The 22,948-nt window shown below is 64.9% G+C and carries 18 protein-coding genes and 3 tRNA genes; 12 read left to right on the forward strand and 9 right to left on the reverse strand.

All coding sequences use genetic code 11. The annotated features are described in order from the left end of the window. Positions 1–9: 9 nt before the first annotated feature. The 5 genes from aat (at position 10) to HWX09_RS01595 (ending at position 4,481) form a co-directional block, all read left to right on the forward strand. Positions 10–774 carry a leucyl/phenylalanyl-tRNA--protein transferase gene (gene aat / locus HWX09_RS01575; RefSeq protein WP_027784335.1) on the forward strand — a complete coding sequence of 255 codons (765 nt, stop codon included), beginning with the start codon at positions 10–12 and terminating at the stop codon, positions 772–774. A 33-nt stretch (positions 775–807) separates the two neighbouring features. Beyond that, complete coding sequence (locus HWX09_RS01580; RefSeq protein ID WP_027784334.1) at positions 808–1,638, forward strand: arginyltransferase; 831 nt, start codon at positions 808–810, stop codon at positions 1,636–1,638. A 98-nt stretch (positions 1,639–1,736) separates the two neighbouring features. After that, complete coding sequence (locus tag HWX09_RS01585) at positions 1,737–2,774, forward strand: quinone-dependent dihydroorotate dehydrogenase (protein ID WP_027784333.1); 1,038 nt, start codon at positions 1,737–1,739, stop codon at positions 2,772–2,774. A 99-nt stretch (positions 2,775–2,873) separates the two neighbouring features. Further along, positions 2,874–3,668, forward strand: a complete 795-nt coding sequence (locus tag HWX09_RS01590; RefSeq protein ID WP_027784332.1) for a cystine ABC transporter substrate-binding protein — start codon at positions 2,874–2,876, stop codon at positions 3,666–3,668. A 120-nt stretch (positions 3,669–3,788) separates the two neighbouring features. Continuing rightward, entirely contained in the window at positions 3,789–4,481 is a 693-nt protein-coding gene (locus HWX09_RS01595; RefSeq protein ID WP_027784331.1) for an amino acid ABC transporter permease, read from the forward strand. 64 nt (positions 4,482–4,545) lie between these two features. Here the strand turns inward: HWX09_RS01595 and HWX09_RS01600 are convergent, their stop codons facing one another. From HWX09_RS01600 to rnr, 6 genes are all read right to left on the reverse strand, one after another. Beyond that, a complete protein-coding gene (locus HWX09_RS01600; protein ID WP_027784330.1) occupies positions 4,546–5,532 on the reverse strand; it encodes a Gfo/Idh/MocA family oxidoreductase in 987 nt (328 codons plus the stop codon). Between the two features lie 101 nt (positions 5,533–5,633). Next, positions 5,634–6,350: an FCD domain-containing protein gene (locus HWX09_RS01605; RefSeq protein ID WP_027784329.1), complete on the reverse strand. Its 717-nt coding sequence runs from the start codon at positions 6,348–6,350 to the stop codon at positions 5,634–5,636. Between the two features lie 280 nt (positions 6,351–6,630). Next, positions 6,631–7,326 (reverse strand): ribose-5-phosphate isomerase RpiA, encoded by a 696-nt coding sequence (gene rpiA / locus HWX09_RS01610; RefSeq protein ID WP_027784328.1) that lies wholly within the window; start codon positions 7,324–7,326, stop codon positions 6,631–6,633. 104 nt (positions 7,327–7,430) lie between these two features. Then, the gene (locus tag HWX09_RS01615) at positions 7,431–8,303 is read right to left on the reverse strand and encodes an N-acetylmuramoyl-L-alanine amidase (RefSeq protein WP_027784327.1); all 873 of its coding nucleotides are present in this window, start codon (positions 8,301–8,303) and stop codon (positions 7,431–7,433) included. A 107-nt stretch (positions 8,304–8,410) separates the two neighbouring features. Then, the gene (gene rlmB, locus HWX09_RS01620; RefSeq protein ID WP_027784326.1) at positions 8,411–9,154 is read right to left on the reverse strand and encodes a 23S rRNA (guanosine(2251)-2'-O)-methyltransferase RlmB; all 744 of its coding nucleotides are present in this window, start codon (positions 9,152–9,154) and stop codon (positions 8,411–8,413) included. 148 nt (positions 9,155–9,302) lie between these two features. After that, on the reverse strand, positions 9,303–11,786 hold the full coding sequence (gene rnr / locus HWX09_RS01625; protein ID WP_027784325.1) for a ribonuclease R: 2,484 nt from the start codon (positions 11,784–11,786) through the stop codon (positions 9,303–9,305). A 249-nt stretch (positions 11,787–12,035) separates the two neighbouring features. On the opposite strand from rnr, the gene HWX09_RS01630 reads away from it, so the two are divergent. From HWX09_RS01630 to HWX09_RS01640, 3 genes are all read left to right on the forward strand, one after another. Beyond that, positions 12,036–12,122: transfer RNA gene (locus tag HWX09_RS01630), tRNA-Leu, on the forward strand. Between the two features lie 185 nt (positions 12,123–12,307). Next, positions 12,308–13,297, forward strand: a complete 990-nt coding sequence (locus tag HWX09_RS01635) for an aliphatic sulfonate ABC transporter substrate-binding protein (RefSeq protein WP_027784324.1) — start codon at positions 12,308–12,310, stop codon at positions 13,295–13,297. A gap of 112 nt (positions 13,298–13,409) precedes the next feature. Next, positions 13,410–13,496, forward strand: a tRNA-Leu gene (locus HWX09_RS01640). 158 nt (positions 13,497–13,654) lie between these two features. Here the strand turns inward: HWX09_RS01640 and HWX09_RS01645 are convergent. Next, the gene (locus tag HWX09_RS01645) at positions 13,655–14,227 is read right to left on the reverse strand and encodes a ferritin-like domain-containing protein (RefSeq protein WP_027784323.1); all 573 of its coding nucleotides are present in this window, start codon (positions 14,225–14,227) and stop codon (positions 13,655–13,657) included. Positions 14,228–14,614: 387 nt separating this feature from the next. On the opposite strand from HWX09_RS01645, the gene HWX09_RS01650 reads away from it, so the two are divergent. Further along, the gene (locus tag HWX09_RS01650; RefSeq protein WP_027784322.1) at positions 14,615–16,960 is read left to right on the forward strand and encodes an AsmA family protein; all 2,346 of its coding nucleotides are present in this window, start codon (positions 14,615–14,617) and stop codon (positions 16,958–16,960) included. Between the two features lie 40 nt (positions 16,961–17,000). Here the strand turns inward: HWX09_RS01650 and sulP are convergent, their stop codons facing one another. Further along, positions 17,001–18,746, reverse strand: coding sequence for a sulfate permease (sulP, locus tag HWX09_RS01655; protein ID WP_027784321.1), 1,746 nt, complete (start codon positions 18,744–18,746; stop codon positions 17,001–17,003). 398 nt (positions 18,747–19,144) lie between these two features. On the opposite strand from sulP, the gene HWX09_RS01660 reads away from it, so the two are divergent. After that, positions 19,145–20,689 (forward strand): CYTH and CHAD domain-containing protein, encoded by a 1,545-nt coding sequence (locus HWX09_RS01660; protein ID WP_027784320.1) that lies wholly within the window; start codon positions 19,145–19,147, stop codon positions 20,687–20,689. A 165-nt stretch (positions 20,690–20,854) separates the two neighbouring features. Here the strand turns inward: HWX09_RS01660 and HWX09_RS01665 are convergent, their stop codons facing one another. Further along, positions 20,855–21,382: a DUF6496 domain-containing protein gene (locus HWX09_RS01665; RefSeq protein WP_027784319.1), complete on the reverse strand. Its 528-nt coding sequence runs from the start codon at positions 21,380–21,382 to the stop codon at positions 20,855–20,857. A 261-nt stretch (positions 21,383–21,643) separates the two neighbouring features. Here HWX09_RS01665 and HWX09_RS01670 point away from each other — a divergent pair. After that, a tRNA-Leu gene (locus HWX09_RS01670) sits at positions 21,644–21,730 on the forward strand. Positions 21,731–22,236: 506 nt separating this feature from the next. Beyond that, complete coding sequence (locus HWX09_RS01675) at positions 22,237–22,860, forward strand: TetR/AcrR family transcriptional regulator (protein ID WP_230469128.1); 624 nt, start codon at positions 22,237–22,239, stop codon at positions 22,858–22,860. Positions 22,861–22,948: the final 88 nt, after the last annotated feature.

The raw sequence follows: 22,948 nt of genomic DNA on the forward strand, positions 1-22,948 counted from the left end.
CCCGCACCCATGGTTCCCTGGCTCGGCCCGGACGATCCGTTTCCGTCCATCGAACGCGCGCTCGGCCCCGCGACCGGCGCACCCGGGCTGCTCGCCGCGAGCGCCGACCTGCTGCCGTCGCGCCTCATCGACGCCTACCTGCGCGGCATCTTCCCGTGGTACTCGGACGGCCAGCCGGTGCTGTGGTGGAGCCCCGACCCGCGCATGATCCTCGTGCCGACCGAATTCAAGGTAGCGCCGTCGCTGCGCAAAACGCTCAAGCGCGTGCTGCGCGAGCCGGAATGGGAGGTGCGCGTCGATCACGACTTTCCCGGCGTGATGCGCGCCTGCGCGCAGGCGCCTCGCCGCGGACAGCGCGGCACCTGGATCACCGCCGAGATCATCGACGCCTATACGTCGCTCTACCGCAGCGGCAACGCGCACAGCATCGAGACATGGCACGAGGGGCGCCGCGTCGGCGGCCTCTATGGCGTCTCGTTCGGCCGGATGTTTTTCGGCGAGTCGATGTATGCGGACGTGACCGATGCGTCGAAAATCGCGCTGGCCGCGCTCATCGCGCACCTTCGCGAGCAGGGGCTGGAAATGATAGACTGCCAGCAGAATACGTCGCATCTAGCGTCGCTCGGCGGCCGCGAGATCGCACGCAAGGCCTTTGTCGCTCACGTGCGCCGCGCGGTAGCCGAACCGCCGATTCCGTGGCAGTTCGACAAGCGCGTGCTCGCCGCGCTGACGGGCCCCGCCGAAACGGCGGCGCCCTCCGGGACCGAGCGCTAGCGCGGCACTCCTTCCCTGCATCGAGAGCTGCCCATGACTCACCCGACTGAGCTGCCGCTTTCACCGCTTTCGGCGTTGCAATTCTATGCAACGGCGCCCTATCCGTGCAGCTATCTGGACGGCCGCATCGCGCGCTCGCAAGTCGCGACGCCGAGCCACCTGATCAATTCCGACATCTACACCGAACTCGTGAAGGCCGGCTTCCGCCGCTCGGGCGTCTTCACGTACCGCCCGTACTGCGACGGCTGCCGCGCGTGCGTGCCGGTGCGCGTGCCGGTCGGCGAATTCGTGCCGACGCGCACGCAGCGCAGGATGTGGAAGCGGCACCGCGCGCTGGTCGCGACGGTTTCGCCGCTGCACTACGACGAAGAGCACTACGCGCTCTACATGCGCTACCAGTCCGCGCGCCACGCGGGCGGCGGCATGGATCGCGACAGCCGCGACCAGTACGAGCAGTTCCTGCTGCAAAGCCGGATCAACTCGCGCCTCGTCGAATTCCGCGACCTCGACGCACCAGGCGGCGAACCCGGCAAGCTGCGAATGGTCAGCATGATCGACATCCTCGGCGACGGGCTGTCGTCGGTTTACACGTTCTTCGAGCCCGACGACCGGCACACGAGCTACGGTACCTACAACATCCTGTGGCAGATCGAACAGGCGAAGAGTCTCGGGCTGCCCTACGTGTACCTCGGCTACTGGATCCGCGAGAGCCCGAAGATGGCCTACAAGGCGAACTTCCATCCGCTCGAAGGGCTGATCGACGGCCGCTGGAAGGCGCTCGATCCGGAACGGATCGACCTGCCGCCCGTCGACGCGGCGCTGGCGCGCGCGCCGTTGCCGGGGGGGCATTCCGGCACGAACTGACGCACGTCGCGGCGGCTACGAAGCGAAGCACGCCCGTGCCGCGCAACTCCCGGTAAAATAGCGGGTTGTCATTCATTTCGGCCGTCCGCCCCATTCCCGTGTTCAGTTCCCTCTACCCGCTGGCCCGCGCATCCCTGTTCAAAATGGATGCGGAAGACGCTCACCACCTTACGCTGCGCGCGCTCGGCGCGGCCGGCCGCACGGGCCTCGCCTGCGCGCTGTCGGCCCGCGTGCCCGACGCGCCGCGCACCGTGATGGGGCTCACGTTCCGCAATCCGGTCGGCCTCGCGGCCGGCCTCGACAAGGATGGCGCGGCCATCGACGGCCTCGCGGCGCTCGGCTTCGGCTTCATCGAGGTCGGCACGGTCACGCCGCGCCCGCAGCCCGGCAATCCGCGCCCGCGGATGTTCCGGCTGCCGCAGGCCGAAGCGCTGATCAACCGGATGGGCTTCAACAACCATGGCGTCGACCAGTTCGTGAAGAACGTCCAGGCCGCCCGCTATCGCGGCATCCTCGGCCTGAACATCGGCAAGAATGCCGACACGCCGATCGAGCGCGCGGCCGAGGATTACCTGTACTGCCTCGAGCGCGTGTACCCGTTCGCGAGCTACGTGACGATCAACATCTCGTCGCCGAACACGAAGAACCTGCGCCAGTTGCAGGGCGCCGGCGAGCTCGACGCGCTGCTCGCGGCGCTGAAGGACAAGCAGCAGCGCCTCGCCGACCTGCACGGCAAGCTCGTGCCGCTCGCGCTGAAGATCGCGCCCGATCTCGACGACGAACAGGTCAAGGAAATCGGCGACACGCTGCTGCGCCACAAGATCGAAGCGGTCATCGCCACCAATACGACGCTGTCGCGCGCGGCCGTCCAGGGCCTGCCGCACGCGGACGAAGCCGGCGGCCTCTCGGGCCGCCCCGTGTTCGACGCGTCGAACGAAGTGATCCGCAAGCTGCACGCGCAAGTCGGCAACGACGTGCCGATCATCGGCGTCGGCGGCATTTTCTCGGGCGACGACGCTCGTGCGAAGCTGGCGGCCGGCGCGGCGCTCGTCCAGCTCTACACCGGCTTCATCTATCGCGGCCCGGCACTCGTGTCGGAGTGCGTGAAGGCAATTGCCCGCGAACGCAGCGCGTAATATAGCCATAAGCAAACTATATTTAGATATCGATAGTATTTTTGCTATCCTCGACTTCACTATCAGATCATCGACCCGGACAGGGCAAGGACACACACGATGAAATTTTCGCTGCTGAAGAAGCTGCTGGTTGCCGGCGTGATCGGCACGTCGTTCGCTGCGGCGACCGCGCATGCGGCCGACCTCCTCGACCAGGTCAAACAACGCGGCACGCTGCGGGTCGGCCTCGAAGGCACGTTCCCGCCGTTCAACTCGAAAAGCCCGTCGGGCGAGCTCGTCGGCTTCGACGTCGACATCGCGAAGGCCGTCGCGGCGAAGCTCGGCGTGAAGGCCGAATTCGTGACGACCGAATGGAGCGGCATCATCGCGGGCCTGCAAGCCGGCAAGTTCGACGTGATCGCCAACCAGGTCGGCATCACCGACAAGCGCAAGGAGACGCTCGACTTCTCGCCGGCGTACACGTACTCGTCCGCGCAGCTGATCCAGCGCAAGGACGACACGCGCCAGTTCAAGTCGCTGGAAGACCTGAAGGGCAAGAAGCTCGGCGTCGCGCTCGGCACGAACTACATGGACATGGCGAAATCGGTGCCGGGCATCGACGTGAAGACGTACCCGGGCGCGCCCGAGTACCTGCGCGATCTGGCGGCGGGCCGCCTCGACGCGGCGCTGAACGACCGCCTGATGCTCGCGTACCTGACGAAGAATTCCCAGCTGCCGTTGCGCCCGGGCGCGAACGTCGGCTCGGCGAACCCGTCGGGCATCCCGTTCAAGAAGGGCAACCCGAAGTTCCAGAAGGCGATCGACGACGCGATGGCGCAACTCGAGGCCGACGGCACGTTCACGAAGATCTCCGACAAGTGGTTCGGCATCGACGTGACGAAACCGATCAAGTAAGCACGCCTGCATTTCCCGCCTGACGGCGGGCCGGAAGGGCGGCATCCGCAACGATGCCGCCCTTTGTTTTATCGGTCCGGTTTATGATTGCGCTTTCGCGCACGCATTCGCTCGTATTCCATGTCGACAACGTCCTTGCTCGTCCAATCGCTGCCGGTGCTCGCCCAGGGTGCCGTACTGACCGTCAAGTTCGCCGTGCTGTCGATGGTGTTCGGCCTGCTTGGCGCCGTCATGCTCGCGATGATGGGCATCCGGCAAAGCGAAGCGCTCGACGGTTTCGAACGCATCTGGGTCAACGCGCTCGCGTGGCTGGCGCGCGCGTACGTGAGCCTGATGCGCGGCACGCCGCTGCTCGTGCAGATCTTCGTCATCTATTACGGGCTGCCGAGCCTCGGCATCTCGCTCGACCCGACGCCGGCCGGCGTCATCGCGCTGTCCGCGAACGTCGCGGCTTACATGTCCGAAAGCATGCGCGGCGCGATCAACGGGATCGCGCGCGGCCAATGGCTCGCCGCGTACAGCCTCGGGCTGTCGTGGGGACAGACGCTGCGCTACGTGATCGGCCCGCAGGCGCTGCGCATCGCGGTGCCGAGCCTGTCGAACAGCCTGATCAGCCTGATCAAGGACACGTCGCTCGTGTCCGTGATCACCGTGACCGAGCTGTTGCGCAGCGCGCAGGAAGTGATCGCGGCGACCTATCAGCCGCTGCCGCTCTATCTCGCCGCCGCGGCCGTGTACTGGATCCTGTGCCAGATCCTCGAATGGGTGCAGCGCTGGTACGAAAAGCGTCTGTCGCTGCCGTCGCGGCACTGAGCCGCGCGGTCGCACCGGGCCGCGCTCGCGGGCCCGGCGCCGGTCTTCCCGCTTATTCGCCCGCTTATTCGCCCGAATAACGCACGCCGAGCACGGCGCGCGCCGCGTCGATCATCGCGATCATCCGCCGCGAATGGTCGTGCGTCATGATCGGGCTTTCGGTCTCGCCCGCGCGCAGCAGGTCGCAGAAATGCGCGGTCTCGTAGTTCAGCCCGCCGCCGTCGACCAGCGCATCGAGTTCGACGGTGCGCCCGTCCGCGTAGCGGATCGTCGCACGCGCGGGGTTCCACCACTTCTCGTGAATCGTCACGTGGCCGCCCGCCGCGGCGATCAGCGCGTCGCCGCGCCCCATCACGTCGAGGCCGCAAAAGAGCTGCGCGATCCCGCCGTTCGCATGCACGCTGTTCAGGCTCGCGAACAGGTCGACACCCGTCGCACCGACGCGGCCGAGCGTCTGCACGTCGCGCGCCGCGCCGAGCCAGTCGACGGCAAGAAACGCCTCGTAGATGCCGATGTCGAGCAGCGCGCCGCCCGCGCGATCGAGCCGATAGACGGAATGGTCCCCCGGCACCGACGACGATGCGCAGCCCGCCCGTACGAGCCGGATCTCGCCGATCGGATCGTCACGCAGGTGCGCGCGCAACTGACGGTACAGCGGGAAGAACGGCGGCTTCATCGCCTCCATGAAGAGCAGCCCGGCATCGCGCGCCGCGTGCAGCACCGTGTCGAGTTGCGCGGTGTTCAGCGCCGCGGGTTTCTCGCACAGCACGGCCTTGCCGGCAGCCAATGCGGCCAGTGTGTACTGCGCGTGACTGTCATGGAGCGTCGCGATGTAGACCGCGTCGATATCGCTCGCGAGGAGCGCGTCGAGGCGCGCGGCAGGCGCGCCGCCGTATGTCTCGCAGAAGGCGGCCGCTGCATCGGCGCGGCGGGCCCAGACGCCGGCGAGCGTGGCGCCCGGCACGTGCGCGAGGCTTTGCGCGAAGCGGCGCGCAATGCTGCCCGCACCGACGATGCCGAAGCGCACCGGGCGATGGTCGTTGTCGTTCATCCTGATCTTCCGTGTCGGTCGTATGACGGTTGCCGGCACGCTGCCGGCCGGCCGTCATGATAAACGGCCCGGCGGCACACGGATGAACGATACGCGCAGCGTCAGGCACGCACCGGCACCTCGACCGAGAAATCGCGCGATATCTCGTCCGCGCTGAAATCGATCAGCGCGAGCGAGGCCGCTTCGGCTTCGCGCGGGTCGCGCCGTTCGATCGCATCGACGACGCGCGCATGCGCCTTCACCGCGATGTCGTGCGCGCCTTCCTTCTGCACGACGCGCGGATTCACGAGACGCACTGCTCCGCGCACGATCGCCGCCATCTGCTGGAAGAACTGGTTGCCGCTCGCCTGCACGATCCGCGTATGCAGCAACTCGTCCGCCGTGTCGTAGCCGGGGTCGCCCGGCTGCAGCACCTTGAACGCATCGAACGCTTCGCGAATGCCCGCAATGTCGGCCGCCGTCGCACGCACCGCCGCCTGCGCGGTCGCGCGTGGTTCGATCAGCATCCGGAATTCGATGACGTCGCGCATGAACTGCGGATCGGGCTTTGCCCGAAATCGCCAGCTCACGACGTCTTCGTCGATCATCCGCCAGTCGCGCATCGGCCGCACGCGCGTACCGACTTTCGGACGCACGTCGAGCATGTCGCGCGCAAGCAACATCGACAACGCTTCCCGCATCACCGTGCGGCTCACATCGAACTCTTTCGACAGCACGTCCTGTGGCGGCAAGATGCCGCCGTACTTGTCTTCGACGATACCCGCGACAAGCCCATCCATCACTTTGGCGACCAGTGACCGGTCTTTGCCCTGCTCCATGACACCTCCCCGTGCGTCGATTTGCGAACACCTGCTCCGCAGTTCCGCCGGCCCTGGTTACTACTGTTCTTATGATCTATAAGTTGATGAGTTCGACGATATTTCGCTATCTGGTAAACACCTGACAGGGTTATCCCTCTTTTGAACGAGGTGATTTATACGGCTAAAAAAAAGGCCCGGGAAGCGCGCCGCGCCTGCCGGACCCCGGTTTCCACAAGATTTATATATCCAATCCATGACGGCCGATACCGCGCCGTTACGGACTGCTTCTCATTCAGATTCAGCCAGCCGGATAAACGATCGTTTCAACGCCGTTTTCCGTGCCGAGCAAGCACAGATTCGCGCCGCGCTCGGCGAACAGGCCGACCGTCACGACGCCCGGCCATGCGTTCACCTGCGCTTCGAAACCGCGCGGATCGGCGATCTGCAGGCCCTTGACGTCGATGATCTCGTTGCCGTTGTCGGTGATGGTCGGTGCGCCGTCCTTCGTCACGCGCAGCACGGGCACGCCGCCGAGCGCGGTCACGCGCCGGCCGATCGCCGTGCGCGCCATCGGCACGACCTCGATCGGCAGCGGGAACGCGCCGAGCACCGGCACGCGCTTGCTGGCGTCCGCGATGCAGACGAACGTGTCGGCCACCGACGCGACGATCTTCTCGCGCGTCAGCGCGCCGCCGCCGCCCTTGATCATCGCGCCGCTCGCGTCGATCTCGTCGGCGCCGTCGACATACACCTGCAGCGCGTCGATCTCGTTCAGGTCGAACACCTTGATGCCGTGCGATTTCAGGCGTTCGGTCGTGGCAATCGAGCTCGACACGGCGCCGCGATAGCGCGATTTGACGGCGGCGAGCGCGTCGATGAAGCAGTTGGCGGTCGAGCCGGTGCCGACACCGATCACGGCGCCTTCCGGCACGTTCTGGATCACGTAATCGGCGGCGGCCTGGCCGACGAGGCGTTTGAGTTCGTCTTGAGTCATGGCGTGGTAATGCTGCGGGATTGCGGAAAAACCGCCAGTTTACCGGAGTCGGCGGACGGCCCCGCGTTTTTCGGCGAGCGATGCGCCGTGTATTCAGCGCGTATTCAGCGCGTGTCAGCCGCCGGGGCGGAGTCCGACGCTTGCGTGCCGGGGAAGTACTTGTCGAGCAGCGCCTGCGCGATCGCGTCGCTTTCCGCGTCCGGGTTGCCCGCGTAGTCGGACGGCCGGAAATGCATCTGGAACGCCGCGAACACGCGCCGCGTGCGCGCGTCGAGCACGCCGTCGGTCGGCACGTCGTAGCCGTAGCGCGCGAGCTTGAACTGCAGTTCGCGCACGTCGACCGGCGCGTGCGGGTCGCGGCCGCCGAGCCGTGCGGTGACGGTCGCGTCGTCCGGCCATGCGCCGACGCCGGCTTGCGCGAGCGCATGCCACGGGAACAGCGGCCCCGGATCGATCTTGCGTTGCGGCGCGATGTCGCTGTGCCCGACCACGCGCGTCGGCGGAATCCCGTAGCGCCTGACGATATCCTTCGACAGGCGGATCAGCGCGTCGACCTGTTCGGGGGGATACGGCTGCCAGGTGCGATGTTGCGGATCGAGCGGGCCGCGGTTCACGTTCTCGATGCCGATCGACACCGCGTTCAGCTCGGTCGTGCCCTGCCACTCGCTGATGCCCGCATGCCACGCGCGCCGCGCTTCCGGAACGAGCTGGTAGACGACGGGCATCCCGCGCTCGGTGCGCGGCTGCGGCGGGATGACGTAATGCACGCTGACCGAATCGCCGGTCAGCGTGCGCAGCGATTTCGTCTCGTCGCTTTCGGTGTAGTGCATCACGAGAAAGCGGATCCGCGAATCGGCGCCGCGTGCGTGCAGGCTCGTGTCGGCGTAGTAGGTGCCGCGTTCGACGAGCGTCGGCGACGTACAGGCCGCCAGCAGGCCGAGCACGGCGCAGGAGACGCCGACACGGAACAGGGTCATCGGTCGCGGGTTCCGGAGAGCTTGCATCGGGGCGCGCATCGTTCGGGTCATTCGACGCCCGCGCATCGCGCGCGGGACGGGGCCGCCCCGGGGGGCGGCCGCGGGGATCAGCCTTTCACGCGCCGCTGGCGCACGGCTTCGTACAGGCACACGCCGCTGGCGACCGACACGTTCAGGCTTTCCACGCTGCCGGCCATCGGGATGCTCATCACCTCGTCGCAGGTGTCGCGCGTGAGCCGGCGCATGCCTTCGCCTTCCGCGCCCATCACGAGCGCGACCGGGCCGTCGAGCTTCGTTTCGTAGAGCGTCGCCGACGCCTCGTCCGACGTGCCGATGATCCACACGCCGGCTTCCTTCAGCTCGCGCAGCGCGCGCGCAAGGTTCGTCACCGTGATGTACGGCACCGTATCGGCCGCGCCGCTCGCCACCTTGGCCGCGGTCGCGTTCAGGCCCACCGCCCGGTCGCGCGGCGCGATCACCGCGTGCGCGCCGGCCGAATCGGCGACTCGCAGGCACGCGCCGAGGTTGTGCGGATCGGTGACGCCGTCGAGCACGAGCAGCAGCGCGGGCCCGTTGATGCCGTCGAGCAGCTCGGACAGGTTCTGCGCGAGCGGCATGTCCTCGACGCGCGCGACGACGCCCTGGTGGCGCTCGGTATGCGCGAGGCCCCACAGGCGCGTTTCGTCGGCGGCGATCAGCCGCACGCCCGCTTCCTTCGCGGCATGCAGGAACTCCTGCATGCGGCGGTCGCGGCGCGTCTGGTCGTACAGCACCTCCGCCACCGTCGATGCATCGTGCCGCATACGTGCGGTCACCGCATGAAAACCGTAAAGAACCTTCAGACGTGACATGACTGGAACAACCTTCGATCAAACGTGCGGCCGCGCGACGTGCGCAGCCGCGATCCATGGAAAAGGAAAGCGCCGCGTGGCCGGCCGATGACCGGTGACGCGGCGTCTCTCGATACTGCGGGGCGTGCGCTTGCGCCGCCCCGAACGCTCAATACTTCTTGCGGGCGCGGGCCTTCTTCGCGACCGGCTTCGCCGGCGCGCCGCTGCCACCGCCACCGCCCTTCTTCTTCGCGGCGCCGCGCGCGGCGCGCGCTTCCTTCACCGCGACGCTCGGCGCGCTCGCGGCCGTCTTGCGGCGCGGCACGGTTTCCTCCACCGGCGGCAGCGCGCGCACGCGCGGGCCGTTGCCGTTGCCGTTGCGATCGACGCCGGCAGCCGGCGCGGGCGACGGACGCGGCGCCTTCACCGGCGTATCGCGCACGAGGCGGAAATCGATCTTGCGCGCATCGAGATCGACGCGGCTCACCTGCACGCGCACGCGATCCGACAGGCGATAGCGGATGCCCGTGCGTTCGCCGCGCAGCTCGTTCTTGATCTCGTCGTACTGGAAGTAGTCGGAGCCGAGCTCCGTCACGTGTACGAGCCCTTCGATGAACAGCGTGTCGAGCTGCACGAAGATGCCGAACGACGTCACGCCGTTCACCATCCCGCCGTACTCCTCGCCGAGCTTGTCGCGCATGAAGTAGCACTTGAGCCACGCTTCGACGTCGCGCGACGCTTCGTCCGCACGGCGTTCGTTCGCCGAACAGTGCAGGCCGAGCTCTTCCCAGATCGCCGTGTTCGAACGCGAGCGGCCGCGCGCTTCGTCGTCGGCCTGCTGCATCGCGCGGGCGCGCGGCGACAGCGCCGTGTTCAGCTCGAAGCCTTCCGGCGCCTTCGGCGCGTACTTCTTGCCCGACAGGATCGCGTAGATCGCGCGGTGCGTGAGCAGGTCCGGATAGCGGCGGATCGGGCTCGTGAAGTGCGCGTACGCCTCGTAGGCGAGACCGAAGTGGCCGATGTTGTCCGGGCTGTAGACGGCCTGCTGCATCGAGCGCAGCAGCATCGGCTGCAGCATCTGCGCGTCGGGCCGGTCGCGGATCTGCGCCATCAGCGCCGCGTAGTCGCTCGCATGCGGCTTGTCGCCGCCGCCGAGCGACAGACCCATGCCGCGCAGGAATGCGCGCAGGTTCTCGAGCTTCTCCGGCGTCGGCCCCGCGTGCACGCGGTACAGGCCCGGATGCTTGTTGCGCTTCAGGAAATCGGCCGCGCAGACGTTCGCGGCCAGCATGCATTCCTCGATCAGCTTGTGCGCGTCGTTGCGCTGACGCGGCACGATCTGCTCGATCTTGCCCTGCGAGTTGCAGACGATGTAGGTTTCGGTCGTGTCGAAGTCGATCGCCCCGCGCTTTTGCCGCGCGGCGAACAGCGACTTGTAGACACCGTACAGATCCTGCAGGTGCGGCAGCAGATCGGCGCGGCGCGCAGCCTCCGGCCCCTTCGTGTTCGACAGCACGGCCGCGACTTCGGTGTACGTCAGGCGCGCCGCCGAATGGATCACGGCCGGATAGAACTGGTATGCCTTGATCTCGCCGCGCGCGGTGATCACCATGTCGCATGCGAGCACGCAGCGGTCGACCTGCGGATTCAGCGAACAGAGGCCGTTCGACAGCTTCTCCGGCAGCATCGGGATCACGCGGCGCGGGAAGTAGACCGACGTGCTGCGCTCGAGCGCATCGGCATCGAGCCCGCTACCCGGCTGTACGTAGTGCGACACGTCGGCGATCGCGACGATCAGCCGGAAGCCGTCGCCGCGGCCGACCTTGACCGGCTCGCAGTAGACGGCGTCGTCGAAGTCGCGTGCATCCTCGCCGTCGATCGTCACGAGCGGCACGTCGCGCAGGTCGACGCGAAAACGCAGGTCGGCCGGCAGCACCTTGTCGGGCAGCGCGGCGGCGCCGTCGAGCGCCGGCTGGCTGAATTCGTGCGGCACGCCGTACTTGCGCACCGCGATCTCGATTTCCATGCCCGGATCGTCGATATCGCCGAGCACCTCGACGACACGGCCGAGCGGCTGCGAATGACGGCTCGGGAAATCGGTCAGCTCGACGACGACGACCTGCCCGACCTTCGCCTTCTTCACGTTCTGCGTGATCATGATGTCGTGACCGATGCGCTTGTCTTCCGGCGCGACGATCAATGCACCGTTCTCGTTGAGCAAGCGGCCGATCACGCGCTTGTTCGCGCGCTCGGTGACTTCGACGACATGCCCTTCCGGGCGGCCGCGGCGATCGTAGCCGACGATCCGTGCGAGCACGCGGTCGTTGTGCATCACCTTCTGCATTTCGCCGTTCGGCAAAAACAGATCGTCCTGGCCGTCGTCGCGGATCACGAACCCGTAGCCGTCGCGATGCCCTTGCACGCGCCCCGCGACGAAATTCGACGGATGGGTCAACTGGTAGTGGCCGCGCTTGTCGAGGCGGATCTGGCCGTCGCGCTCCATCGCGGCGACGCGCCGGAAGAACCCCTCGCGCTCCTGACGCTTGATCGACAGGGCTTCGGCGATGTCGTTGGCGGCCAGCGATGCGTCGCTCGTCCGCAGCACGCCGAGAATCTCTTCACGGCTCGGAATGGGATACGGATATTTGCTCAAGGGTTTGTCGATGATTGTTCTCGTTGCGTTGACTGATAGTGCACGGCATCAACATAGAGGTGTCCGTCTGACAGTTCTATATTGACGGCGGCGAGTCATTCTATCACCCGCTTGTGTCGCCAAATGGCGGGAATGCCGCGGCCGCGCACGGTGGCGGCTGGTTTGCGGTGTATCGCAAAAAAACGTTGACAGGAATAATTGGGGCGCTATAATTTCGCTTCTTTGCAGCAGGCAGCTACTGCAAAACGTGCCCAGGTGGCGGAATTGGTAGACGCACTAGGTTCAGGTCCTAGCGGTGGCAACATCGTGGAGGTTCGAGTCCTCTCCTGGGCACCACTTGATTTATGAAAAAAGGCCGGCTTTTAGCCGGCCTTTTTTCATTTCAGCGCTTGCCGCGCGCATGTCGTCCGCCCTTATGTCGGGCGCTCCGATCGATAGCAGAATTTATCGGTTATCAATCACCCTCCCCGTTGTTACGTTAGCCGCCTCGCTTTCAACGCATCCAACGAGGAGCCCCCTTCATGACGTCGATGAACCGCCGCGCATTCACGCGCGCGATGCTGGCCGCGGGCCTCGCTGCCGCCGGTGTCCGCGCGCACGCCGAGAACGCGCCGGCCACGCTGCGCATCGGTTACCAGAAGTCGTCGACGCTGATCACGCTGCTCAAGACGCGCGGCACGCTCGAGCAGGCGCTGACGCCGCTCGGCCTGCGCGTGTCATGGCATGAATTCGCGAGCGGATTGCCATTGACCGAAGCGCTCAATGTCGGCGCCGTCGACTTCAGTGCCGACGTGGCCGATACGGTCCCGGTCTTCGCGCAGGCCGCGCACGCGCGTTTCGTGTACGTCGCGCAGGAAGCGCCTTCGCCGAAGGCTCAGGCAATCGTCGTCAAGCAGGACAGCGCGCTGCGCACGCTCGCCGATCTCAAGGGCCGGCGTATCGCCGTCACGAAGGCGGCCGGCAGTCACTACCTGCTGCTTGCCGCGCTCGCGCGCGCGAAGCTCGCGCCCGCCGACGTGGCGATCCATTACCTGACGCCCGCGGACGGCCGCGCCGCATTCGAGCGCGGCAGCGTGGACGCATGGATCACCTGGGACCCCTATGTCGCGTCGGTCGACCGGAATCCCGACGTGCGGATCCTGGCCGACGGCAACGGACTCGCGTCGTACCAGCGCTACTACCTCGCATCGAGCACTTTTGCCGCCGCGCGCCCCGACGTCGTCCAGATCCTGTTCGACCAACTGTCGCTGGCCGGCGCGTGGCTGCGCGACCATCCGCAGGAGGCCGCGAACACGCTCGCGCCGATCTGGGGGCTCGATGCCGCGACGATCGCACGCGCGAATGCGCGACGCAGCTACCTCGTCCGCGCGGTGGCCGCGCAAAACTTCGGCGAACAACAGAAGATCGCCGATACGTTCCTGGCGGCGGGACTGCTGCCCGCTCGCGTCGATACGAGCCAGGCGCAACGCTGGAATTTCACGGCGAAGCACGCGGAGCCGGTGGGCGCGTGACGATCGCGGCGCATAAGGCGCGCGATATTTTTGCTGTTTCGGATGAGATTGTGTTGACAGACTCCGCCAGCACGCTACAATAGCGGTCTTCGCATCGCAGCAAGCGAAACGTGCCCAGGTGGCGGAATTGGTAGACGCACTAGGTTCAGGTCCTAGCGGTGGCAACATCGTGGAGGTTCGAGTCCTCTCCTGGGCACCACTTGATTCATGAAAAAAGGTCGGCTTCTAGCCGGCCTTTTTTCATTTCAAGCCCTCACGAAGCGCCTGCGCCGGTTGCGTGAGAGCCTGAAAAATCAGCGCCTGCGCGCCGGGTTCACGAACACGGACGCACGCACCCGGCGTAGCGCCTCCCGCCGATTACTCGCGTCCCTGGAGCAGATCGGCCATATCGTCGGCATGTTCTTCCTCTACCGCGAGGATTTCCTCGAATAGCCGGCGCGTCGTGACATCCTTCTCGCCGAGATAGCGAACGATTTCGCGATACGTATCGATCGCGATCCGCTCGGCCACCAGGTTCTCGCGAATCATGCTGGTGAGGTCCGTGCCTTCGTTGTACTCGGAATGGGCGCGCGTCTTCAGGCCGTCCGGCGCGAAATCCGGCTCGCCGCCGAGTTGCACGATGCGCTCGGCAATCCGATCGGCGTGCCCCTGCTCTTCGGTCGCGTGCTGGGCAAACTCTTGCGCTACTGCCTCGGAATTGATGCCCTTGGCCATGAAATAGTGCCGCTTGTAGCGCAACGTGCAGACGATCTCCGTCGCCAGCGCATCATTGAGCAGCTTCAGCACCACGGTGCGGTCCGCGCCATAAGTTTGCGTGACCGGGCCATCCGACATGTGCTTGCGCGCGTCTTCGCGAATTTTTGCGATATCCATCACGAACGGATCGCGGGATTCAGGTGTGGCATCTTTGGCTGCGGGTGACTTCGTCATCGAGTTTCTCCTTTATCCGGTGCGGGAATCCGTTGCTCGCTTTCGCACGGCGGTATTCCGTGCTCCATCGTGGTCGAAGCGACGACGCGTCGAACGCCGAGCGTCTGGTCAAACGCGCGCCGACCGGGAATCCCGCCCCCCTATCAGCGCGAGGACCAATCCGGCGAGCGGCCGCATGCCGATCTGCAACGCATCCAGCTCTTTGCCCGCGCCGAGCAGTATGAGTCGTCGTCACGTCGCCTCGAACCCGAATCGATAACGATCGGCGAGCAAAACCGATGCCCGCCTATGAAGCCGATCTCGGGCGCCGCGCCCTGTCGATGCGACGGTCGTGGGCACGTCGCATGCTGCGTCGCGACCTAAGGTCGTATTCTCGACGGGACCGCCATGGCCGTACTGCACTCGCCCGGAACGACCGTCGGCAGAATGATCGGCAGGGTCGTGGCGTGGCTCGTCGTAGTGCTGATCATTCTGGCCTCAGCGGTCGTGCTGTTCATTTTCACGTTCGACTGGAATCGCGCGCGACCCCTCGTCGACAACAAGGTTAGCGCAGCGATAGGCCGCCCGTTCGTCATCCAGGGCGATCTGACGGTGAGATGGCATCGCGCCGCCGGAGAAACGGGTTGGCGCGCGTGGGTGCTGTGGCCGACCTTTGCCGCGCGAAATATCACGATCGCCAATCCCGACTGGGCGAAACGGCCGCACTTCGCCACGCTCGACGAAATCGAGTTCCAGGTGAAGCTGCTTCCGCTGCTCACGCATGACATCGTCATTCCGACGATCAATCTGACGAATCCTTCCGTCGACCTCGAGCGACTCGCCGATGGACGAAACAACTGGACCTTCAAGCTCAAGTCCTCCGCTCGACCATTGGACTGGAAGCTCGATCTGCACGACATTCGACTCAACAAGGGCATCGTCGCGCTCTCCGACCAGCAAAAAGAGATCGTGATGCAGGCCACGGTCGATACGCTCGGCCAACCGATTCCGATCGGCGAAGCGCTCAGGCAGCAAGAACGAAAGTCACGCAGCGCGTCGGCCGAGGCCGTCGGCAAGCGAGGTGCGCAACAACTGAGCGCACAGGCAAAAGCGACTGCATCGGAAGCGTCGGGCGTGCCGGCGCCGGCGACTACGCGCGGAAGCAGCGCGTCGGCTGGCCAGACCGACGCAAGTGGAACCACTGCCTCCGTCGCGCAGCAGAAGAACGAACCGCAATACGGCATCGGCTGGACAGTAACAGGCAGCTACCGCCGTTCCCCCGTGTCGGGCAGCGGCAAGCTTGGCGGCCTGCTTGCCCTGCAGGACGCCTCGCGGCCCATCCCCGTGCAGGCTGACGTCAAGGCAGGCGACCTGCGTATCTCATTGGTCGGCACCGTCACGAACCTCGCGCATCTGGCTGCCGTCGATTTGCGCCTGTGGCTGCAAGGCTCCAGCATGGATCGCCTGTATCAATTGACGGGCATCACGCTTCCCGCGACACCGCCCTATGCAACGGAAGGTCACCTGACAGGCAACATCCAGTCGGGCAGCAGCGTGTTCCGCTATGAAAAATTTACAAGCCGGGTGGGCGGAAGCGACCTGAATGGCACGTTGATCTATACACAGCGTCAGCCGCGTCCGCTGCTCAAAGGCGAGCTGGTTTCGAATCTGCTGCAGTTCAAGGATCTCGCGCCGGTGGTGGGCGCGGACAGTAACGCGAGCAAGGCGAAGCGCGGCGTCGCCGCACGGCAGCCGCCGAACAAGGCCGTGCCTACCGAAGGCTTCAGGACCGAGCGCTGGAAGGCGATCGACGCCGACGTGAAATTCACGGGCCGCCGCATCGTCAGGAACCCGGCACTGCCCGTTACGGATCTGTACACGCACATCGTGATGACCGACGGCGTGCTGTCGCTGGAGCCTCTGAAGTTCGGCGTCGCGGGCGGCTCGATGGCGTCGAACCTCCATCTCGACGGCAGCGCGAGACCGCTCAAGGCCCGCGCTTCGACGCAAATGCGCCATCTCAGGCTGAAGCAATTGCTGCCGACCGTGAAGACGATGCAGAGCGCGCTCGGCGAAGTCAACGGCGACGCGCAGTTGTCCGCGACAGGCAATACGCCGGCGGCGCTCGCGGCCACCTCCAATGGCGAGGTGAAGCTGCTCGTCACCGACGGCACGCTCAGCCGTCTGCTGCTGGAAGCCGCGGGCCTCAACGTGGCCAATGTCGTATACGAAAAGCTCTATGGCGAACGCGTCGTGCATATCAACTGTGCCGCCGCCGATTTCGTCGTCACGGATGGCATTCTCGATTCGCACGCGTTCGCGCTCGATACGGACGACGCGGTGATCAACGTCGACGGCAAGGTGAACATGAAGGACGAAACGATGGATCTCGGCGTGCACCCGCACACGAAGGGTCTGCGTATTTTCACGCTGCGCTCGCCGCTCTACGTCAAGGGCACCTTCAAGAATCCGCATGTCGGTGTGAATCCGACCGCCCTCGCGTTACGCGGCGGCGCGATGGTCGGCCTCGGTCTTCTTAATCCGTTTGCCGCCCTGATTCCGCTGATTGCACCGAGCAATCACAAACCGCTGCCATGCCAGCAACTGATAACGGCAATGCAGTCTCAACAACCCACCGCTCCGCCGCCAGGGCAGCGCAAAAAGGGAAAAGGACTGCATCTGCCGCCGGGCACGCCGAGCGCGGACACAGCCGATTCATCCGCGCCTGCCGCGGCGTCGCCGAAGAAACAGTGATCGTTCGTATTGCTACTGACGTCGGCACCCGGCGCGAGGATCACGCGTCTCCTTCCCAATCATGCCAGTCGACCGAGTGGGATTTCAGATACGCCGACACGGCTTCGCCGACCGTTGGCATAAAGTGCTCTTCGCCGATCCGCTCGAACAGTCCGTACCGTTTCAGGATGTCCTTGACCGGGCCCTTGAGTTCCGCGAAGCATAGCTGCACATGCAAATCGTCGAGTTCGTCGTCGAGCCTCGCCAGCATGTCGGCCGCTGTGACATCGATATCCGTCACGGGCTCGGCCGCAATGGCGAGCCAGTGTGTGCGGGTTGGCGCAGTGCGTGCAGCAGTCATGACGCGCTCGTAAAAGATTTCTGCATTGGCAAAGAACAGCGGTGCATCCCAGCGCAGAAGAACCAGGCCGGGAATGCGCCGCGCGTCGGGATGACGCGCGACATCGTGATAGCCCTTCACGCCGTCGCGCCGGCCGAGCACCGCTGAATAAGGGCGCCACGCCCGCCAGAGAAAGGTCAGCACGGCAAGCCCGAGGGCGATGCCCACGCCGACCACCACGCCCGACAGCACGACTCCGGCAAAGCATGCGAGCGACTGCACGAATTCCGGACGACGCAACCGGTAGAGCCGTCGCATCCCGCTGATTTCGATCAACGAGAGCGATGCAGCCACGACGACGGCCGCGAGTGTAGCGTGCGGCGTATCACGCAGTGCCTGCGGCGCGAAAAGCAGCAACGCCGCAACGATGAGCGCCGCGATCAGGCCGCAGGCCTGACTCTTCGCGCCCGCTGCCTCGACGACCGGCGTGCGCGATCCGCTGGCCGCGACGGAGAACCCATGAAAGAGTCCGGCCGTGACGTTCGCGATACCGAGTGCCACGAATTCGCGATTGCGGTCGACGTCGCCGCCGCTACGGGCACCATAGATCTGCGACAGCATGCTGATGTCGGTAAACGACACCAACGCGACGGCGGCGGCGCTCGCGGATAGCGCAAGCCACTCGTTCGAGGCTAACGCCGGAAAATCCGGCAGCGGCAACCCCTGAGGCAAGGCGCCCACCACACTCACGCGCGCCCGTGCGACCAGATCGAAATGCGCGCTCCCGACCGTCGCCACCGCCACGGCGACCAGAACACCCGGCACTTTCGGCATCCAGCGTTTGAACGCCAGGATCACGGCCAGCGACAGCACACCGATCGTCAATGCCGCGAAGTTGGTCTTTCCTGAAGCGACGGCGCTTGCGAGCTCGCGCAATTGTTGCGGAATCGGTGCTTCATGCACCGCCAGACCGAGCAGCTTCGGCAACTGACTGACGATGATCGTCACAATGATGCCGTTCAGATAGCCGTAGCGGATCGGCGTGGAGAGCAGATCGGTGATGAAGCCCAGCCGGGTCAGGCCTACCGCCAGACAGATGGCTCCGGAGAGCAATGCCAGCGCACTCGCGAGCGCGGCCGCATGCTGGAGGTTGCCGTGCGCGAGCGGCATGACGCTCGCCGCGATGAGCGCGATGAGCGCGGAGTCTGGTCCGAGCACGAGGATTCGGCTCGGTCCGAACGCAGCATAGGTGACCAGCGCGGCAATCGAGGCATAGAGTCCGGACGCGGGTGAAAGGCCGGACGCAGTCGCGTAGGCCATACCGGCGGGCACCAGCACGGCGCTGAGCGTTACGCCCGCGATTGCGTCGCCCGGCAGCCACGCTATCCGGTACGCCCTGACCCATTCGATGCCCGGCACCCAGCGGGCAAGCACCTTCAATCCGCGTATCACGCCATCACGAGCCACGCATCTCGCCCCGCCAGATATTGGCCTGATAATGAACTTTCGGATCGCGCGGTTCCATGACGAGCCTCCCAGCTAATAGTCCATGCGGAGCACGCTTTCCTTCACGTTGCAAAACCTGTACCCGGCGGATGAACGCGCTTTTGATCGTCTCGATTCCGTACTACCGCACCTCCGTCGATTTGTATGTTTTACCTCGCTGGCGCAAATATCTCTGCCCGCGCGGCGGGGGGCTGGGCGATGGGAACGAAAGTCGACACTCCGAGCCTGCGTGACCGTTCCCATCAAGCCCGCGCGCGGGTGTCAGGGGCGCGAAAAATGCTCGCCGGTTCAGTCGAATCAGTCGCTTCGCCGCACGACGACGTCGGGACTACCCGGACGGTGACGAGCAAGGAGGTGCAATGGAAAGCGAATTGAAGCTGCTGGTCGACCTCAAGGACGTCGGCAAAATCCGCGAGGCGCCCATGTTCTCGGATTGCAAGGACGCCGCCTTGCCGGAAACACTGCTGACCAGCACCTACTACGACACGTCTGACCTGGCATTTCGTCAGTGCAATGCGTCCCTGCGCGTGCGAAATCACAACGACAAGACCATCCAGACGATCAAGCTCGACGGATCCGCAGAGGCTGGCCTGTACGAGCGCGACGAATTCGAAATGCCGGTCGAGGGCGACGCTCCCGATTTGAGATTGTTCTACGATGCGATACCTGCCGATAGCGGCGTGGGAAAGCTCATCCGCGACGAACACACGGCCGCGCAACTCGAAGCGCGCTTCGTCACGAGGATTCGCCGCACCGTTTTGCCATTGCGCTTGCAAGCCGGCGAGGAAATCGAGTTCGCGATCGATGAAGGCACCATCGATACCGACACGGCATCGACTTCCATCGCAGCTGTCGAAATGGAACTGAAGCAGGGTGAGCCCGACCGTCTTTATCGAATCGCGCTCGATCTGCTGGAAACAGTCCCGCTGCGCTTCGACTACATGAGCAAGGCCGACCGCGGCTATGAAATGCTTCTGCAAGGACATCAGACGCCCGTCAAGGCGCGGCCGGTGACGCTTCACAAACGAGACAGCGTCGAGACGGCATTCAGCAAGATTGCACGCAATTGCCTCGAACAGATTCACGCGAACGAACGAGGAGTCGTATCCGGTCACGACCCGTCAAGTGTCCATCAGATGCGCGTCGGTCTCAGGCGCTTGCGCTCCGCGCTCGATCTGTTCGATAAGGTCATTCCCGCTTATCCGGGGCTTCAGGACGAATTGCGCTGGATCGCATCGGAACTTGGGGATGCGCGCGACTGGGAAGTGCTCACCCGCTCGACACTTGGCCAGGCACTTGCAGAGACGGACAAGAAAGAAGAACGTCGTGCCGTGGAACGCGCATGCAAGCAGATTGCAACGAAAAAGCGCGCCCATGCAGCCGCGGCTGCAAATTCCGTCCGTTATACGCGACTGATGCTTCAACTGACGCATTGGCTCAATGGCGCAGGATGGCGTGACGGCATGGCGCAGCAGGCGTGCGAAACCCTGCAAAAGCCGGCGAAGCGGCTTGCATCCGACATCCTGCGCCGCAGGCACGACAAGCTGCTCAAACGAGGCCGAGGGCTGGCCGGTCTCGACGATCGCCGCCGGCATCGGGCTCGTATTGCAGCAAAGAAACTTCGGTATGCCACGGAATTCTTTGCTTCGCTATTTTCGAAATCGGCCGTGAAGCATTACGTCGCGACGTTGAGTACCTTGCAGGACGACCTGGGCTGGCGCAACGACGCAGTGGTGGCCCACCGTCTGCTGGATTCGCTCCCCCTTACCCATTCCGCTACCGCATCGGGCGCAGCGTTCGCGCGAGGGTTCTGGGCTGCACGCGTGGCTGCCGATTATGTTCGGATGAAAAAGCTGTGGAAACGCTTCAGGCAGCTTTCTCCACCCCAACAGTCATTCGGGTAGCGGCAACCGGCATGGCCGCATCGGTGCCCGGCGTCACGGGCGGTCGGAAACGTCGGAACGTAGCGGCCGCCATTCCGCACGCGTCGACATGCAAAGGCTCCGCCCGTCCCGCCGAGGTTTCGGCGCCCCCACTATCGAGAAACCGTCGCTCCACCCATTCGGACCTTACCGATGCCCCTGGTGCGCATGCGCCGCCCGCGTCCGCGCCGCCTTCTTCGCCGCCGCGGAGCGACCCGCCGCGCCCTTGGTCTGCGCGGCCTTCTTGGCCGCCGCGGAGCGGCTGGCGGCCGGACGACGCGCCGCGGCGCTCTTCGCCTGCTTCGACATCGCGCCTGTCGATGCCCCGGCCTTGCTCTCGCGCTTCAACACGGCGGTCGTGGTTCGGGAACGTTTTGCTTTCGATTCCGTGCTTTGGCCCGTCATCTTCCTGCCTTGGCCCGCAGCGGCGTCCTGCGCGGCCTTCTTGCGCGTCGCTTCGCTTGCCTTGCCCTTCGTGGGCGGCTTCAGGTCGACGCCCGCGCGCCGGGCCTTCGACAAGCCGATCGCCACTGCCTGCCGGGCGGAGCGCACACCGTGCTTGCCGCTGCGTACGCGGTCGACCTCCTCCTTGACGAACTCACCTGCTTGCGTGCTCGGTGACTTCCCTGCGCGCTTGTCGGCGCGTGCTCGCTCGATCGTTTTCCGTTCGGGCATGTCGCTCTCCTTGCAAAAGCTTACGTGGTCCTTCGAGCAACCGACGTACCTGGCACGGGGCGAAGCTGGCGCGACGAGGGCGATGATTGTTCAACGCCATCCGACGCCGGCTCCGTTTATCGCCTTCAGCATTCTTCGACTTCACTGCCCGGTGTCCCCGGCAAGCCCGCTAAATTATTTTCGTCCCCAACGTCAAATTATGTTGACAGCCCGGCAAGACACGCTACAATAGTAGTCTTCGCATCGCAGCAAGCGAAACGTGCCCAGGTGGCGGAATTGGTAGACGCACTAGGTTCAGGTCCTAGCGGTGGCAACATCGTGGAGGTTCGAGTCCTCTCCTGGGCACCACTTGATTCATGAAAAAAGGTCGGCTTCTAGCCGGCCTTTTTTCATTTCAAGCCCAAGGAAGCCAGGCGTCTGCGCGCTTTGCGTAAAGGTTCGAAGGCTGCGCTTGCAAGCGCAGCTGGGGGCGCATGCGTGACCGAGTCGTCTCCCGGGCACCATCTGTTTTCTAAAAGGTCGGCTTCCAGCCGGCCTTTTTTCATTTCTGTGCCCATCCTGAAACAGGTCGACTCTTTTTCAAGAGGATGGAGAAGGCATGCGGCAGCTGTTCCGGTAGCAACGAGGAATGCAATAATTGCCACTTGTCGACTACCCGACGCACAGAGACGAAAAATTCGCCGCAATAGGCGAATCCTGCACATCCGGCGCAGTCGGCACCGATTGAACACGATATGACGATGCCCACGATCGAGGCATAAGTGGAAATGACGATAGATCGACCCCCTCGCGACAAACTGCACGCACGCCGACCCACGCAAGCAGAACGAAGCCAAGCGACACGCGAGCGAGTCTTGAACGCCGCGATCGACCTGCTGCACACCGTCGGCTATTCGGGGGCGACCACGCTGGCCATTCGAAAAGCTGCAGCCGTGAGCATGGGTGCCATGCAGCATCAATTTCCGACCAAGGCGGAATTGATGGCGGCCGCGCAGGAACAACTCATCAGCGCACGCCTCATGCGCATCCAGGAGGCGGCGCAAAACGTAGCGGACCCGCTCCAACGCATTGAGCGGTTACTGGATGTGGCTGGAGAATTGATCGGCACACCGTTGTTTGCCGCGAGCATGGAAATCGAACTGGCCAGGCGAAGCGATCCCGAGCTCGATCGCGCAATCGCCGCGGTTCACGGGCGCTTCACCGACGGATTCTCGAATCTGAGCGACGGTGTTATCGAAGCCGTGGGCAGCCCGGCCGGAGAAACCGTCAAGCGGGTCGAATGGCTCACCAGCGCAGTGATCCGTGGGCTCACCGTCAAAGTGGTCACCGGCGGCGATCTCGGCGAGGTCACCGCCGCGTTCCACCTCTGGCGCGAGCTGGCAATCCGGCTGATTACCGAAGGGATGCGCCAGCCGGTACCGAAGCAGAACATCGACAGCAATCGCAACAAGACCGGCAAGCGGCGCTCCGCCGACTGACCAGCCCGGTTTTCCCGTCCGGCGCCGGTTGTCACGAGCGCCCCGCTCCCTTCCGCAACGCCGAGTCGTACCGCCGATTCTCCAGGAT

The organism is Burkholderia sp. BCC1208, from assembly GCF_902833095.1.
Taxonomy (GTDB): domain Bacteria; phylum Pseudomonadota; class Gammaproteobacteria; order Burkholderiales; family Burkholderiaceae; genus Burkholderia.